The 15,004-nt window shown below is 45.4% G+C and carries 17 protein-coding genes; 12 read left to right on the top strand and 5 right to left on the bottom strand.

Translation table 11 applies throughout. From position 1 onward, the window contains the following. The 3 genes from AMS66_RS14060 to AMS66_RS14050 all read left to right on the top strand — a co-directional run. The coding region (locus AMS66_RS14060) for a polysaccharide deacetylase family protein (protein WP_144424501.1) at positions 1-726 on the top strand (726 nt) is incomplete at its 5' end. A 75-nt stretch (positions 727-801) separates the two neighbouring features. Further along, on the top strand, positions 802-1,455 hold the full coding sequence (locus AMS66_RS14055) for a YkyA family protein (protein WP_053781387.1): 654 nt from the start codon (positions 802-804) through the stop codon (positions 1,453-1,455). Positions 1,456-1,597: 142 nt separating this feature from the next. Further along, positions 1,598-2,488 (top strand): hypothetical protein, encoded by an 891-nt coding sequence (locus AMS66_RS14050; RefSeq protein ID WP_053781386.1) that lies wholly within the window; start codon positions 1,598-1,600, stop codon positions 2,486-2,488. A 136-nt stretch (positions 2,489-2,624) separates the two neighbouring features. On the opposite strand, the gene AMS66_RS14045 is transcribed toward AMS66_RS14050, so the two are convergent. Together AMS66_RS14045 and AMS66_RS14040 are read right to left on the bottom strand one after the other, a co-directional pair. Next, positions 2,625-3,797, bottom strand: coding sequence for a mannitol-1-phosphate 5-dehydrogenase (locus tag AMS66_RS14045; protein ID WP_053781385.1), 1,173 nt, complete (start codon positions 3,795-3,797; stop codon positions 2,625-2,627). Between the two features lie 47 nt (positions 3,798-3,844). Next, the gene (locus AMS66_RS14040; protein ID WP_053781384.1) at positions 3,845-4,513 is read right to left on the bottom strand and encodes an HAD family hydrolase; all 669 of its coding nucleotides are present in this window, start codon (positions 4,511-4,513) and stop codon (positions 3,845-3,847) included. Between the two features lie 523 nt (positions 4,514-5,036). Here AMS66_RS14040 and AMS66_RS14035 point away from each other — a divergent pair. The 6 genes from AMS66_RS14035 (at position 5,037) to sigK (ending at position 9,894) form a co-directional block, all read left to right on the top strand. Then, positions 5,037-5,960: an ADP-ribosylglycohydrolase family protein gene (locus AMS66_RS14035; protein ID WP_053781383.1), complete on the top strand. Its 924-nt coding sequence runs from the start codon at positions 5,037-5,039 to the stop codon at positions 5,958-5,960. 25 nt (positions 5,961-5,985) lie between these two features. Then, entirely contained in the window at positions 5,986-7,236 is a 1,251-nt protein-coding gene (locus tag AMS66_RS14030; protein ID WP_236703390.1) for an MFS transporter, read from the top strand. Positions 7,237-7,387: 151 nt separating this feature from the next. Next, positions 7,388-8,461, top strand: a complete 1,074-nt coding sequence (locus AMS66_RS14025) for a DUF3298 and DUF4163 domain-containing protein (protein WP_053781382.1) — start codon at positions 7,388-7,390, stop codon at positions 8,459-8,461. Positions 8,462-8,609: 148 nt separating this feature from the next. Then, positions 8,610-8,819, top strand: coding sequence for a hypothetical protein (locus AMS66_RS14020; RefSeq protein WP_144424491.1), 210 nt, complete (start codon positions 8,610-8,612; stop codon positions 8,817-8,819). 63 nt (positions 8,820-8,882) lie between these two features. Then, a complete protein-coding gene (locus AMS66_RS14015; RefSeq protein WP_053781380.1) occupies positions 8,883-9,062 on the top strand; it encodes a hypothetical protein in 180 nt (59 codons plus the stop codon). 130 nt (positions 9,063-9,192) lie between these two features. Next, positions 9,193-9,894 carry an RNA polymerase sporulation sigma factor SigK gene (gene sigK / locus AMS66_RS14010; RefSeq protein WP_024628561.1) on the top strand — a complete coding sequence of 234 codons (702 nt, stop codon included), beginning with the start codon at positions 9,193-9,195 and terminating at the stop codon, positions 9,892-9,894. A gap of 137 nt (positions 9,895-10,031) precedes the next feature. Here sigK and AMS66_RS14005 read toward each other — a convergent pair whose 3' ends face one another. After that, positions 10,032-10,877, bottom strand: a complete 846-nt coding sequence (locus AMS66_RS14005; RefSeq protein WP_053781379.1) for an alpha/beta hydrolase — start codon at positions 10,875-10,877, stop codon at positions 10,032-10,034. Positions 10,878-10,933: 56 nt separating this feature from the next. Further along, entirely contained in the window at positions 10,934-11,356 is a 423-nt protein-coding gene (locus AMS66_RS14000; protein WP_053781617.1) for a MarR family winged helix-turn-helix transcriptional regulator, read from the bottom strand. A gap of 254 nt (positions 11,357-11,610) precedes the next feature. Here AMS66_RS14000 and AMS66_RS13995 point away from each other — a divergent pair, with 254 nt between their 5' ends. Further along, the gene (locus AMS66_RS13995; RefSeq protein WP_053781378.1) at positions 11,611-12,720 is read left to right on the top strand and encodes a FecCD family ABC transporter permease; all 1,110 of its coding nucleotides are present in this window, start codon (positions 11,611-11,613) and stop codon (positions 12,718-12,720) included. A 2-nt stretch (positions 12,721-12,722) separates the two neighbouring features. Continuing rightward, positions 12,723-13,490 (top strand): ABC transporter ATP-binding protein, encoded by a 768-nt coding sequence (locus tag AMS66_RS13990; protein WP_053781377.1) that lies wholly within the window; start codon positions 12,723-12,725, stop codon positions 13,488-13,490. 257 nt (positions 13,491-13,747) lie between these two features. Here AMS66_RS13990 and AMS66_RS13985 read toward each other — a convergent pair whose 3' ends face one another. After that, a complete protein-coding gene (locus tag AMS66_RS13985; protein WP_269084548.1) occupies positions 13,748-14,335 on the bottom strand; it encodes a TetR/AcrR family transcriptional regulator C-terminal domain-containing protein in 588 nt (195 codons plus the stop codon). A 248-nt stretch (positions 14,336-14,583) separates the two neighbouring features. Between AMS66_RS13985 and AMS66_RS33730 the strand changes: the two genes are divergently transcribed. Further along, positions 14,584-15,004, top strand: a 421-nt coding sequence (locus AMS66_RS33730) for an LLM class flavin-dependent oxidoreductase (protein ID WP_236703388.1), incomplete at its 3' end; no start/stop codon positions are given.

Raw genomic sequence — 15,004 nt, 5'->3', positions numbered from 1 at the left:
AAGGATTATGTAGCACCCCCGCCAGTCGCTGCAATTGAACAGCCAACCAAGCTTGGCATGATTGAAATGACTCCGGAGTCCAAAGAGGAGCCTGCGCGGTTCCAGGGTCAGGTGCGCAAGCTGGCATACATAACGTTTGATGATGGACCAAGTGTATATACCGATCAACTGCTGGATATTTTGAAGCAGCATGAGGCAAAGGCAACCTTTTTCATGATTGGACGCCAGTTGAATCAACACAAGGAAGCAGTGGAGCGGCTTGTCAAAGAGGGCAGTTATCCGGGTCTTCACAGCATGACACATAACTATAACAAATTGTATAAGAGCGGAAACTCCTCTAACTTTGTGAAGGAATTCAAAAAGGAGCAGAAGATGGTCAAGGATCTGATCGGTTTTACGCCGCATCTGATTCGTGCTCCGTACGGCAGCAGTCCCCAGATCGGCGAGGACTTCAGGGGCGACATTGCCGCAGCCGGATTCAAAATGTGGGATTGGACCACCGACTCCCTCGACTGGAACCTTCCAGGTCAGCCGGACAAAATCGTGGAACGGGTCAGCAGCAGTGTGCATCGGGATAAGGAAGTGATTCTGATGCACGAGAGGGAACAGACGGTACAGGCGCTGCCACGCATTTTAAAACTGCTTGAAGATCGAGGATATGAGTTTGAGGTCTACGATCCGAGCGCCCATTGGGTAGCTAATTTTAGCGGGGATACCCGGTTATAAGCAGGCATTTTGCATAAATACCGAAATAAGCGATCAGTCATCAAGTGATAGATGCAAGAGAGGAGGCACCCCGAGGTGCTTAGAAGAAAAAAGATAGCTCTGGCCGGGGTCAGCATATTGCTGACTCTGCTTGTCAGTGCTTGCGGTCAGCCGCAGGAACCAGCGGCCAATCAAGTCAATCAACTGATTCTTACCGATCAGGAGATGAACCAGAGCCTGAAGGAGATTGTCCGTCATGAACAGGAAGACATGGAGTTGTACGGATCGATTTTGAGTAAAGGAAAGAACAGAAACAGTAATCTGGAGGCTCTGCTGGATCAGGCGGACGGACATATTGCAGAGCGAAGAACACTGCTTGAACAGGCTGAAGCGGTGATGAGCAGGACGAAGGAACAGATGGAAGAACTGCGAACTTCGCTGGATCAGTTATCCTTTGAAAAGGAAGAGAACCTGGCTCAGGCTCACACGGTATTGGATCAATATGAGCAAAGAGCTGCGTCGTTTGCAACGTTTGTTGCTGCCTACAGGCAGAGTCTTGATGCGGACGAGCAGTTATATTCATTAATGAGGGGCAACGTGGAGCCCAATCTGGTCAAGATCAAACATGCGATTCGGGAACGGAACAGCCAATATGCCAAAGTGGCCGAGTTAAGACAACAGTTCAACAAGCAGACAAAAGCTTTCAACGGAGCCAATGCGAAGCTTGTGCAAATGGAGCAAGCCGGCTGATTATTCGTGGTGTCAAAGAGCTATTCAACACTTTGCATGATTGAGCGACTTGCCAGCCGTGTAAGTAATACTATGCAGTCAGGTGAACCAGTCAAGCAACATGGACAAGCATCATTGCGTATAAGCTAACGGAGGTGTTCATATGCGAAATACAATGAATATTAGTGCATCATTACTTGTTTTGGTTATGGGATTCTCGCTTGTGGCCTGCGGCAACAGTAGCCCTACTGTTCAGCCACCCGTGAATAATACAGAAGAACAGACACCGGCACCAGGGAAGCAGCCTGAGGAAAGTGCTGTTATTGAAGCAGAAGGTATTTTGACCGGATGGGCAGATCCACACACCGTTGAAATTCGTGTGAATGAGGAACCGATGTCTTTCCAGGTTGGTGAAGATGTGCAGAAGTCTTTGGATGACATTGACGATGAGGATTCCGTTCAATTCAAATATGTAGAGAAGGCCATTGAAGGCGACACGACGGTCAAACAATTGGTGCTTACGGAAATTGCCAAAATCAAGTCCGATGATGACAATAACGGTTCGAATACAGGCGGTAATGTTACGTCTGATCGTCCGAAGACGTCTGAGTTGGAAGTGACTGTGGAAGGCATGACCGAAAAGCGCCCGGTTACACTGGCTCAAGGCAAAGGGTACTCATTATATGTGTTTGAACCGATGGTTTACGATGCGGCTGATCATGAATTGACCATGAAGATTGATCCGGATTACGAGGTAGAGATTGAAAAACTGCCTTCGGATTATAAGCTGAATGACCTGAAGGTGGATGCAAAGAAAGAGCTATCAGAAACTGGAGCGGTCAAGCAATTAAGTGAGGAAAAGCTTAGCAATGGCCCGATGAAAGAGGCAAAATTGTTCATGATGTCTCAAAATAATAAGATAACAGAGTACTTCATCGTAAAAGAGCTGGATGGCACTGGCTTCGCTTTCCATATCCATGCACCGGTTGGCGAACCTTCAGAAGGCTTCCTGCCAATGGTGTATGCCTCCATTAATTCCATCATGAACGAGTAAGTGTGCTTAGGTAATGAATATGTATTCCGTGAGTTTGAAAAGAGCCGGAAGGAACGATGCGATAGGCATAGGTTCCTCCCGGCTTGTTGGCCGTATGTCTATTCAGTTTGCGCGATCAAACCATTGTCCTATTTAATTAGGTTAAAATGGTTGATTCCTGTCGCCCTTTGAGCTCTTCATAACGGGCGACGGCATGCTGATGAACGGGATGTTCGTCGGGAATTCCCATGCGTTCACGGATAAATGCAGAGACGCCATCTTCGCGAATCATGTGTTGGAGCTTCATGGCCTCCTCATCCTGTTCATGATCGAACAGCATCGCGGCTGCCATAGCGGAAGTTAAATGAGGAATTTCAATTCCGAATTCGCTGGCCTGCATCGCTGGGCGAACAAGCCGGTCGTAAGGCGATAGCTTACGAAGGGGTGAGCGTCCGACCCGGGTTACCTGATCCGTAAGGTTCGGGTTGGCAAAACGTTCGAGAATCGTGTCGATATATTTGCGGTGTTTCTGAGGATTAAAACCGTGTTTGGCAATGAGCATGGCTCCGGTTTCTTCCATTACATTGCGTACCTTGGCACGAAGCGGTGCATGGCTCATCACTTGTCGGATCGTCTTGAACCCCTCAAGATATCCGAAGTATGCGGCAACGCAGTGACCGGTATTTACCGTAAACATTTTGCGCTCAATATAAGGTTCAAGAGAGTCCACGTAGTGCACACCCTCAATTTCCTTAAATCCCTCCAGCATTGCAGGGCGATGTACGACCCATTCATAAAAAGGTTCAACGGTAACTTGCAGGGGGTCTTTATGATCCTGAACGGGGACAATGCGATCTACCGCTGCATTGGGGAATGAGATATAACGTTCCGCTTTTTCCCGGGTCGCTTCATCCAGAAACGGATATACCCTTTTTTTCAGCCGTGTGCTGCCTCCGATGGCATTTTCGCAAGCAATAATGTGAAGTGGTGCGGAATTATTATTTTTCATACGCAGATAGATGCCTTTCGCGATGGGTTCAGCGATATCTTCCAGCGCTGATACACCGACTGCTGTTGTGATTAGATCGGCTGAAGCGATTTCTTCAGCAACGCGATCCTGTTCGCCGACATGAATGGCGGTTACGTTATTCACAATGGTTGTATCCTGCTCCGCATTGGCGAGAGTAATGGGATACTCCTGCCTCTTTTGAAGCATGGCGATTTTCTTCGGGTTACGTGCGACAAAGCAGACTTCATAATCGGAAGCGGACAACATATGACCGATAAATCCGCGGCCTATATTGCCCGCCCCAAAATGTACAGCTTTCATGTGTGAACTCCCCCTTTAAAGTTTGAAATGCGAAATTCGTTCCGTCCTTAGACCGTGGTGACGAGTGGTTTCGAAATCAAATCGTTAAATTCGAGGTCGGTTAGGCATGACAGCCGTTGGTGAGGCATATCGAAATCAAGTGTCCCGGTAATGGTATTCGAGATGACGACGCAGTGAATACCAGCCGCAGCAGCTGCACGCGCGCCGTTAGGTGAATCTTCAATCGCCACGGCTTCGTCTGCAGTTACTCCAAGGGCTTCAAGTGCTTGATTGTACAATGCAGGATCAGGCTTCACATGGGCAACATCATCTGCGGTGCGGATCACTTCAAAGTAATCTTTCAGCTTGAGCTGTTCCAGATGCTGTTCAACCCATTCGCGTTTGGAGCTTGAAGCCACAGCCAGTTTCAGTCCAGCTTTGCGTGCAGCTTCAAGGTAGTTCTGGATACCGGGTCTTACCTGTTCATTGTTCATCAACGCTGCATGATGCAGCTGAACGGATTCCCTGAACGCTTCCCGATCAATCGGAAGATTCAAATCTGTGATGAGGTACTCATAAGGATTAAATGTTTTCAGACTGGTACCGATGCATTGCGAGTACATCTCCAGGGTTAAGTCCACGCCGTGTTCCTTGTAGGCATCACGAAAAGCAACATACCATGCTGTCTCCGTATCAATAATCGTTCCATCGAAATCAAAAACCAGTGCCTTAATCATAAATTTGTTCCTCCTGTTTCAGAATTAGTTTTGGGATATAGCTAAATGAACTTCTTTGCCAATACACACCGTACTCTTTTTAACTTGTGGTACATTAGTTGACGCGAAAGCTAAGTATGAATTAATAATTTGGAAAAAAACAGGTGTATAAGCTAATAAAACCGTAACATAGGACAAACAAAGGGGTCAAGCACGTTATGATTGTTTACATGGAAAAATTGCACATGTATGATGTGTTTTTAGAAAACGATAAAAATAGCAAAACGTTACTCCCTTTGCATGTAAGCGGTGTACTAGAAAACCTGTTTTTTCAGTTTAAACGAATCAAACTTTTTTTATGAAATTCGGATCTTTTAACCATTCAACAGCTTTCGACACTTTTATAATAGAAGAAAGACAACTTAACATATGGTTAAAGTTAATTTGCAACCGATTTACGTATTAAACTTCTTTACGCCATATTAGGGCATGTGGGAGAATGGAAGAAGTTATTTGAGAGTTGAATCGCGAGGAGGGATCGACGATGCTGCTAAAGGATCGTTTCCAAGGTTGTTTCATTGGACTTGCCGCGGGAGATGCACTGGGAACTACAGTGGAATTCAGCAGTCCTGGCACGTTTGAGCCTGTTACCGATATTGTGGGCGGAGGTGTATTTGATCTGGCTCCAGGACAATGGACGGATGATACGTCAATGGCCCTCTGTCTGGCCGAAAGCCTGGTGAGAAAAGAGAGCTTCGATCCCGCGGACCAGATGCGCAGATATACGAATTGGTACCAGGTTGGTTATATGAGCAGTACGGGAACCTGCTTTGATATTGGCGGTGCTACCCGCAATGCACTTGAGCGGTTTGCGGCAACCGGTGAAGCGTATAGTGGCTCAACCGACCCGATGACCGCGGGCAATGGCTCGATCATGAGGCTTGCACCTGTAGCCATGGCCTATGCCAACGAGCCGGATCAGGCAGTGCGGTATGCTCGGTTGAGTTCCAAAACGACACATGCCGCTGTTGAAAGTGTGGAAGCATGCGAAGTGCTGGCGGCGATAATGGTTGCAGGACTGCGCGGAGCGGACAAGGACGTCATGTTACGACCTGATACCTGCCATCAGTGGAGGGAAGAGAAATCTTTTTCACCAGCTATAGAAGAAATTGTCCAAGGATCATACCGCGATAAAGCACCGCCTGAAATTCAGGGGAGCGGCTATGTCGTTCGTTCACTTGAAGCAGCGTTATGGGCATTCCATCATTCTTCGAGCTTTGAAGAAGGTGCGCTACTAGCAGTGAATCTGGGTGATGATGCGGACACCACGGGAGCGGTATATGGGCAGATCGCCGGAGCGTATTATGGTTTGAGCGGCATACCGGCACACTGGCAAGAGAAGCTGGCCATGCGAAATACCCTGATTGAAATGACGGAGGCATTGTGGTCAAAGGCGGAAACAAGATAGAAGAGACAGGAGAAGAGAACACCATATGCGTAAGACAGAATCATCTAAAACGAAATCGAAAGTTTCGAAATCCGCTAAACGAGGGGCGTTTCCCTTATCCCTGTTATGCCTGACGGTAGGGGCTTTTGCTATTGGCATGACGGAATTTATTATTATGGGGCTTCTGCCCAATGTAGCAACGGATTTGAATGTTAGCATTCCGCAGGCTGGACAACTGATTACTGGCTATGCGCTGGGCGTGGCGGTTGGTGCGCCTATACTGACTGTGTTCACCCACAAGATTCCGCAGAAAAAACTGCTGGTGCTTCTGATGTGTATTTTTATCATCGGTAACGCGTTGTCTGTTATTGCTCCGACTTATGGGCTGCTTATCTCGGCTCGTATTCTGACAGCATTTGCCCATGGTACGTTTCTGGGTGTAGGATCGCTGATGGCAACACGGCTGGTTGCACCGGAGAGAAGGGCAGGGGCGGTATCCGTCGTACTGGCTGGACTTACGATTGCTAATATTATTGGTGTACCTTTTGGTACATTCATCGGGCAACAGCTCGGGTGGCGGTCTTCGTTCGGGGCCATTACCATTCTGGGCATCATTTCATTGATTGGTATCATTCGTTTCATTCCGGTGATCCAGCAGGGACCACCAGCAAATCTGGGCCAGCAATTCCGGAATCTGGTTCGCCCACAGGTGTTATTGATCCTACTTATTGGTGCGCTGGGTTGTGGAAGTCTGTTCGGTGTGTTCACCTATATTACGCCAATGCTAGTCGATATTAGTGGTTTTGCCGAGCAGAGTGTGACCTGGATTCTGGTGCTGTTCGGTGTCGGGGTTACATTGGGCAATATGCTTGGTGGCCGTCTGGCAGACTGGAAGCTGATGCCTTCCCTGATGGTTAACTTTGGTATACTGGCAGTTCTGTTGGCAGCATTAACGCTGACACTGGACAATCCGTATCTGGCGGTAATCACCATATTCTGCTGGGGTGTTGCGGCTTTTGGTATTATGCCAGGCCTGCAAATTCGAATCATGAATATGACCCGCGAAGCGCCGTTACTTGCGACAACGTCGAGTCACTCAGCCTTTAATCTGGGCAACGCAGGTGGTGCCTATTTGGGTGGGTTTGCAATTACGCATACGGGGCTCATCTCGGTACCGTTGTATGCAGCAGTTATTGCAGCACTTGGACTTGTGGGATTATTCGTTAGCGTGACAATGGAACGCAAAACTAGGTTAACGGAAATCGCCGATGCTGTAGAGCCGGCACCAGTGAATTAAATATAGACAGGTAGATGCAGCCTTCACTCCGCATTAACATGTGGGATGGAGGCTGTTCTATGGATGATTACAGTTCCAACTAGAAAAAGACAAAATAACCAAGTTACAGTATCATTGGTATAACATAATAATTGGAAAGGATTGATTTCAGTTGAAAAAGACATTTGCTACGTTAATAAGTTTCTTATTGGTGTTTCTCTTTATAATCCCAACAAGTAATGCGAATGCAGCCGGATCAAGCACAGTAAAGACAAAAATTCACTCGTATAAAGGGCAAAAGTATGTTCAAATTACGGGCGGCGAACAAAAGGTTAGGGACAAAATAAATAAAACACTCAAAATTCATGCAGTAAATGCCGCTAAAGAGAATACATATCTAAAAATAGAGCAAGATTCCTTTTACTGGAATACCACAGCACAAACTAAATACAATCAAAACAATTTACTTTCTATCGTATATGCAGATTATTATTTCAGAGGCGGCGGGCACGGGTATGAAGAAGTTACAACTTATAATTATGATCTAACAACAGGAAAGCGACTCTACTTGAATCAAGTGTTTCCAACCAATAAACAAGCTGTTAATCTAGCTGAAGGTATTGAATCAGGCCTAAAGAATAATGAGAATGTGTTCCCGGAGAGTTTTTATAACTTTCCCTTGAGTAACACATCTAGCTTTTATTACCAAAACACAGGAATTGTCATGGTATTTAATCCATATGAAGTTGGGCCTTATGCGGCGGGATTTATAGAAGTGAAGGTTCCTTTTTCCAAAATTCAGTCTGAATTGAGCAGGCCATTTTTTGATTTAAACAAAAACGCCATTCAAGAGTTGAAGAGTGGGAGAATACCGGGCTTTGAAAATATAAGTTTTGGACAAACGAAGGCAGAAGTATCGAAAGCGCTGAAAAGTTCAGAAAGTGAACCCTACTATGAACCGGAAATGGGAGGACTTTTCTGGATATTTGAAGGGGTAGAATATGCTTCCTTTAATTTTGGGGAGGGGGAAACAGACCGTCTTGGCCATATTTATTTGAGTTGGAAAACCCTCCCTATGAAAACCTTCAGTGACATTGAGAAGATACTAGGAAAAGGTCAAAAGGGTGAGAACGCTAATGTTCAAGGAGAATATTTACTCTCTTATCGTTTTGGGGACACCCGAGTCTATTTCGCTTCCAATTCAACCGAGGGACTTATTCACGGCATTACCATCTCACATTACTAGGGAAAGATACTGAGTATGTAAACGCCAAGTGTCAGAGCGGAAACATTGTACCATAGAAAGTCGCTAATCTAGCGGCTTTTTTACTTTCGTTGTAGGAGTTGCTCTATATTATTTCTTGTTTCCACTCGGACTTGAAAGGATCGTTATTGTGAGAAAAATAATTAATTATATTCTGGTCTTGCTGATCGTTTGGGTAGCGCTACTGTATCCTTTTCGTTCTGCTTGGTTTGAAGGTAGCTATCAGATTCCTGAAGATCTTCATGGTGTTTATTTACTTTTCTTGTTCTTTGGATATCTTATTTGTTCATCTGGTATGGGGCTTATGCTTTACAAAGTGTGTTTTAAACGAAAAGAATAACATATCTTCAAACGCTTAATTATGCTAAATATCATTCATTTTTCCCAAGGAGAAGGTGACAACTTGTACTACTATAAAGGTGCGTTCAGAGAAACGGACAATTTTATCTATTTCAAAAGTGAGGTTCAGTTAGCCGAGAGTGATGTCGTGATCTTTGGTGAGAAGAAGTATTTTATTGAAAGTGTCCAGAAAGAATTCCTTCTCCTTCAAAAGGTGGGCTCCATCGTTTCAGTGAGTGTTTGAAATCTTCGCTGAAACATTCCCTTTTTCAAGTGTACGTGCACTTCTGGGCTGCCGCCTACATACAATAAATCGACCCTGTTCCCATATGTGCTCAGGCCAGATCGTTGTAAAACTGCAGGAGGTGTCATCTGTGCCCGGATTGTTTACCGCAATTGCCCTGTTCATCAAAGAGTTAACGTTACTTGTCTCGTATGTCAAAAACAACGCCTTCCCTCAGCCCCTCGCTGAGGATGATGAAGCCAAACATTTACGCCTCATGGCCGAAGGTAATGCTCACTCGCGTAATTTGCTTATTGAACACAATCTGCGCCTCGTCGCGCATATCGTCAAGAAATTTGACAATACTGGCGAAGACCAGGAAGACCTGATTTCGATCGGAACGATTGGTTTGATTAAGGCGATCGAAAGTTTTCAACAAGGCAAAGGGACCAAACTCGCTACGTTTGCTGCCCGCTGTATTGAAAACGAAATACTTATGCATTTGCGTTCCCTGAAGAAAACACGCAAAGACGTATCTCTACATGATCCAATCGGAACGGACAAAGAGGGCAATGAAATTACATTAATCGATATTCTCGGAACAGAAGCCGACGACGTTGTAGATAAGGTGCAACTCAAGATTGAAAAAAGTAAGATTTACCGCAATCTCGACATCTTGGATGATCGGGAGAAGGAAGTTGTTATTGGCCGATTCGGCTTGGAGGCAGGCGGGGAAGAGCGCACCCAACGCGAGATAGCCAAGGAACTTGGCATCTCACGCTCCTATGTATCACGGATTGAGAAGAGGGCGCTGATGAAGCTGTACCATGAATTTTATAAGCAAAAGAGCTAGAAATCTAGAACTCTCATTAACCCGGAAATGTATCCAGCTTTATTCCACAATAGAGCCAATAAAAAATAAGAAGCTTTCCTGGACAATCTTGTCCAAGGGAAGCTTCTTTGGCTAAAGACCAGCTAAACGCATATTTATCAGTATTGCTTTTCGAAGTTAAGCTTTAGCCAATGAAGGATTCGCTCGACTACTTCCATATACCGCTGGCCGACGAGCAATCCGGTATGGGTCGTGTCCCACAGCCCTGCATATTCAGCGCCAAGCTGTTCCGCGGTCAGTTGGCCTCTACGATCTTCATCCTCGGATTCTACGGCTTTGATGACGAGGCTCGGACATGTAATTAAATCGCCGTTGATGGATACACCTCCGCTTGACCCAAATGCCGCGGAGAACGTGAGAAATGCCTTCGATGACTCCATTTGCAGATATTTACGCTGGAATGCAATGTCCTCTACAGTTTCGTCGATACTGCTTTGCTCCTCGCGGGCTGGGGGAGGAATGACAATGTCAGGTGTGATTCGATTTCTCTCAGGATAGGGCATCAATCGATGAACTTCCTGGCTTAGACTGGAATCAATTATTATCAATCTAGCTAAAGCAATCGTCTCTGCGACCTTCTGACTGAGTATTCCGCCCATGCTAAAGCCGATGAGAACAGGGGGCTCGTCGCACTCCGCCAGAACCTCCCGAATATCCTCCAAATAATCCTCAAACGTAATTTTCGTCATGTCCATTACCCGACTTTTGTAATGACTTCTCAGGTTCATGACGTAGCAGGTCCAGCCTTGCTTAACAAAGTGGGGGATATATTTACTCCACATCCAGCTGCCTGTATATGCGCCATGAACAAACAGGAGAGAGGGCTTTTGTACTGTTGTTTCCGAGTTGGAGTCCGGATCTCCTTTAAATATTTGCAAGTACAAATCATGTTTTCCTATGGTTCTTACCTCGTGTTCGGGGAGCAATTGAGTGAAATCGATCATAAGGATAAACCTCCTAAATAAATTAGTTTTATATCAAACTATTAATCCAAAAAAAATTAGAAGTTGCCATGAATTTTCATCAAAATTCGAAGAAGTTCCTTTTTCTCCACTTCGGTAACGTCCGCATAAAATGCGTCTAGCATGCGCTGTGAAATATCTTCAAAGACCGGTTTAAGTTGTTCCCCTTTTGCAGTCAATGTCACGTGAACAACCCGTGAATCTGTTGCATCGCGCTCCTTGATAACGTATCCGGTTCGAACCAGTTTGTCGACAAGCGCCGTTACCGTGGATTTATCCTTGCCAATTTTTTTGGCGATTTCAGCCATCGTCATTCGGGAATTGTTATACAACGCATAAATGATATCCCCATGGGATGTGGCGAGATCATGGATTCCCTGCTGAGCCATCTCGGATAAAATGAAGCGGTTGACCTTCTCTTTAATTTTGGATATGAGTGATATAGCGTCTGTTGTTTTCATATGTGTAATATAGTTTGTTATCAAACTAATGTCAAGCTCGTGGGCTTTCTCGAATGTTTGTGATTTTGGTTTCCTCTCGCGGCCTTCACCTTAGATGGAGGTTCTGAATTCGAATTACATCAAGCGACGAGCCCTTTTCTTTATGTTTTTTAAAATTGACAAAGATAATCATTCTCAATTATAATCCGAGAAAAAGCTTTGTAAATAGCTATATTATTATTAATTAAATTCAAGTGAAATTGATGGGGGAAGAGATGGCACAGACGGCTCAGATTCAGAAGCAGCGTATAAGGAAAAGGGAGTCCTTGATTCACAGCAAATCCGGTTTTGCAGTATTGATTGCCGCTTTAATTATCGTAATGGTTATTTCGGTTGGAATTGCCGTATCCATTGGACAGGTGAGCATTCCTCTCGTCGAGTCCTATCGTATTCTGTTGTACAAATTAACGGGATTTCAGTTCGGCTCGACGCCGATTGAGGCTGGGTCATATACGAATATCATCTGGCAGATTCGCTTCCCGCGTGTACTGATGGCTATGTTTATCGGAGCCGGTCTTGCTTTGTGTGGTGCAGTCATGCAGGCTTCCGTTCAGAATCCGCTCGCAGACCCGTACATATTGGGTATCTCCTCAGGAGCTTCGCTCGGGGCTACGTTTGCCATTCTGATCGGATTCGGGGCTATTGGCTGGCTTGGTCAGACCGGAGTGGCTTTCTGGGCATTTGCCGGTGCAATGGGTGCTTCCTTGCTGGTTCTGGCTCTGGCTGGTATTCGGGGGAAAATGACATCGGTCAAGCTGGTGCTTGCCGGGATGGTCATTAATGCGCTGTGCAGTGCCTTTTCGAACTTTATCATTTATTTTGCCAACAATGCCGAAGGCATCAGGACGGTAACATTTTGGACCATGGGCAGTCTTGCCTCATCAGGATGGAACAAGCTCCCACTGATTAGCATCGTTGTGCTTGTAGCCATTTTGTTCTTCCTGTTGCAGTCACGGGTTCTTAATACCATGTTGCTGGGTGACGAGGCTGCGGTTACGCTAGGGATTAATCTTAGTGTATATCGCAGATTGTATATGCTGTTAACGGCTCTCGTAACTGGCGTAATGGTAGCAAGTTGCGGCATGATCGGTTTTGTCGGGTTAATTATTCCGCATATTGTGAGAGGGCTGGTCGGGTCGGACCACCGTAAAGTAATGCCTGTATCGGTACTGTTCGGTGCCCTCTTCCTGATCTGGACGGATGTTATTGCACGATCACTGATTTCCAGCGTTGAACTGCCGATCGGGATCATTACAGCGATGATTGGTGCGCCGATGTTTATGTATATGTTAGTCAAAAAAGGCTACGGTTTTGGAGGAAATTAAACATGAAACTGAATGTAGAAAATGTATCCATATCGGTGCTGAGTACGGATATTATCCGGGACATTTCATTACAGGTAAAAGGCAAGCAATTCGTCGGCCTGATTGGTCCGAACGGTTGTGGCAAATCAACGCTGCTCAAGAGCATCTATAAAGTGATCAAACCGCAGCAAGGCAAGGTATTTCTCGATGATATGGATATTCTGAAATCCAGTCCCAAGGTCGTGTCCCGCCATATGGGTGTCGTGGGTCAGTTTAACGAATTAAGCTTTGATTTTACGGTGCGTGAAATGGTCATGATGGGTCGAACTCCCCACAAGAAGCTGCTGGAGACAGATAATGTACGGGATCATGAAATCGTGGAGCAGGCGTTGGAAAAGGTACATCTGACCGGACATGCGGACCGTAATTACGTATCTTTGTCCGGTGGGGAGAAACAACGTGTGGTCCTCGCCCGAGTGCTGGCGCAGCAGCCCGAATTTCTGATATTGGACGAGCCCACAAACCATCTGGATATCAAATATCAGCTTCAGATCTTTAACATTGTGCGGAGTTTGGACATTGGCATATTGGCTGCGCTCCATGATCTCGAACTCGCCGCAGAGTATTGCGATTATCTCTATGTCGTGAAGAAGGGTCAGATTGTGGTTCATGGCAAACCTGCCGATATCCTGACCCGCGAGATGATTGGTGAAGTATTCGATGTGGAATGTGAAATCTACGAGAATCCGGTTACTGGTGGCTTGGGCATTGCCTACTTGAGTACCCGGTGAGACAAAGAAATGTGGTAGTTAAACTTCATGCAAGTTCTCTGTTTATCTGGTACACCACAATTCAAGAAGTGATCTGATGAAAACAACAGAGACAACTCCGGTTGCACAGGCAATTACGAGTAAGTGGCAAAAGAGCTGTCTTTAAGCGGGATACATGCTTAAATGACAGTTCTTTTTGTTCTAGCGTCAAGTATCATAGGTCACATGTATCCATGCCATGTATCACCTTTTTTGGAGGATAGGTAGGCTACTCAACTCTAAACCGATGCTCCCATCGCTTTATATGTACCTAACAGGGCAATTCGGGTTAGTTGAAGAGCCATATGATGAGGTGAGCATACCTTATGGTCAGCAATCCATTTGTGAATCATACCAATTGTGGAGAAGCTGATGTGATCCAGTAAAATATCCAGAGGCACTTGTACTTTTTGCTCCCTGTCTAATTGGGAAATCCGATCAAAAAATGTCTCTCTAATCACTTCATTCAATCGGATGTTGAAATTTCCGGCAGGATTGATCAGTAACATCACCCTATAGAATTCATCATGCTCCAATATATGTTCGAACAATACTGCAAATATGGGATCTGGTTCGTTGAAAGAAGGTACACTCCCAAGGTGACTGTTGCGTTCCGCCAATAATTGCTCAAGCAGTTGAAACTTCTCATTCACCATGTTTTCCAATAAATCTTCCTTGTCCAGAAAGTGGGCGTAAAAGGTAGAACGATTGATGTTCGCTTGTTGGGCGATGTTCACGACACTTATTTCGGCGAAGCATTTCTTTGGCAGAATTTTGAGAAAAGCTTCGGAAATTATGATACGGGTCCGTAAAATTCTTCGATCCACTCCACGGGAGTCATTCACTTCTCATCACCTCGAAAACAACGGATTAATCAACTTTGTAAGGCCTTCAAATGGTTTGGGGATGTAGATTAATAAGGTATTTCGCAACACATCAGTCAATTGCGTTGCTTAACCGTCAAATTCCGCCTAATTGATCGTTGATATCCAACGGATAATAGCTATCATAATAAATAAAACATACTAAATCAATCGGAAAAATAAAATATAGGATAAGGAATGAGGTCATACTTATGGAACTGTTTTGGTTTATTCCCACACACGGGGATGGCAGGTATCTTGGAACAAAAGAAGGGGCCCGGGCGGTCAGTTATCATTACTGCAAGCAGGTTGCACAAGCCGCAGATGAACTCGGATATGCCGGTGTTTTGTTACCTACGGGAAAGTCGTGTGAAGATGCATGGATTGTTGCTTCATCGCTGATTTCTTCCACGGACAGGCTGAAGTTTCTTGTTGCTGCGCGTCCAGGTCTGATGATGCCGACCACAGCTGCACGCATGGCTGCAACACTGGATCGTTTTTCAAAAGGAAGACTGCTGATCAATGTGGTGGCTGGGGGAGATCCAATTGAGCTTGAAGGAGAAGGGCTGTTCTTGGACCACGATGAGCGCTATGCGTTAGCCGATGAATTTCTGACCATTTGGCGAAAGGAAT

Source organism: Paenibacillus xylanivorans (genome assembly GCF_001280595.1).
In the GTDB taxonomy this organism is placed as follows: Bacteria; Bacillota; Bacilli; order Paenibacillales; family Paenibacillaceae; genus Paenibacillus; species Paenibacillus xylanivorans.
This window is presented reverse-complemented; position numbering and strand designations above follow the sequence as displayed.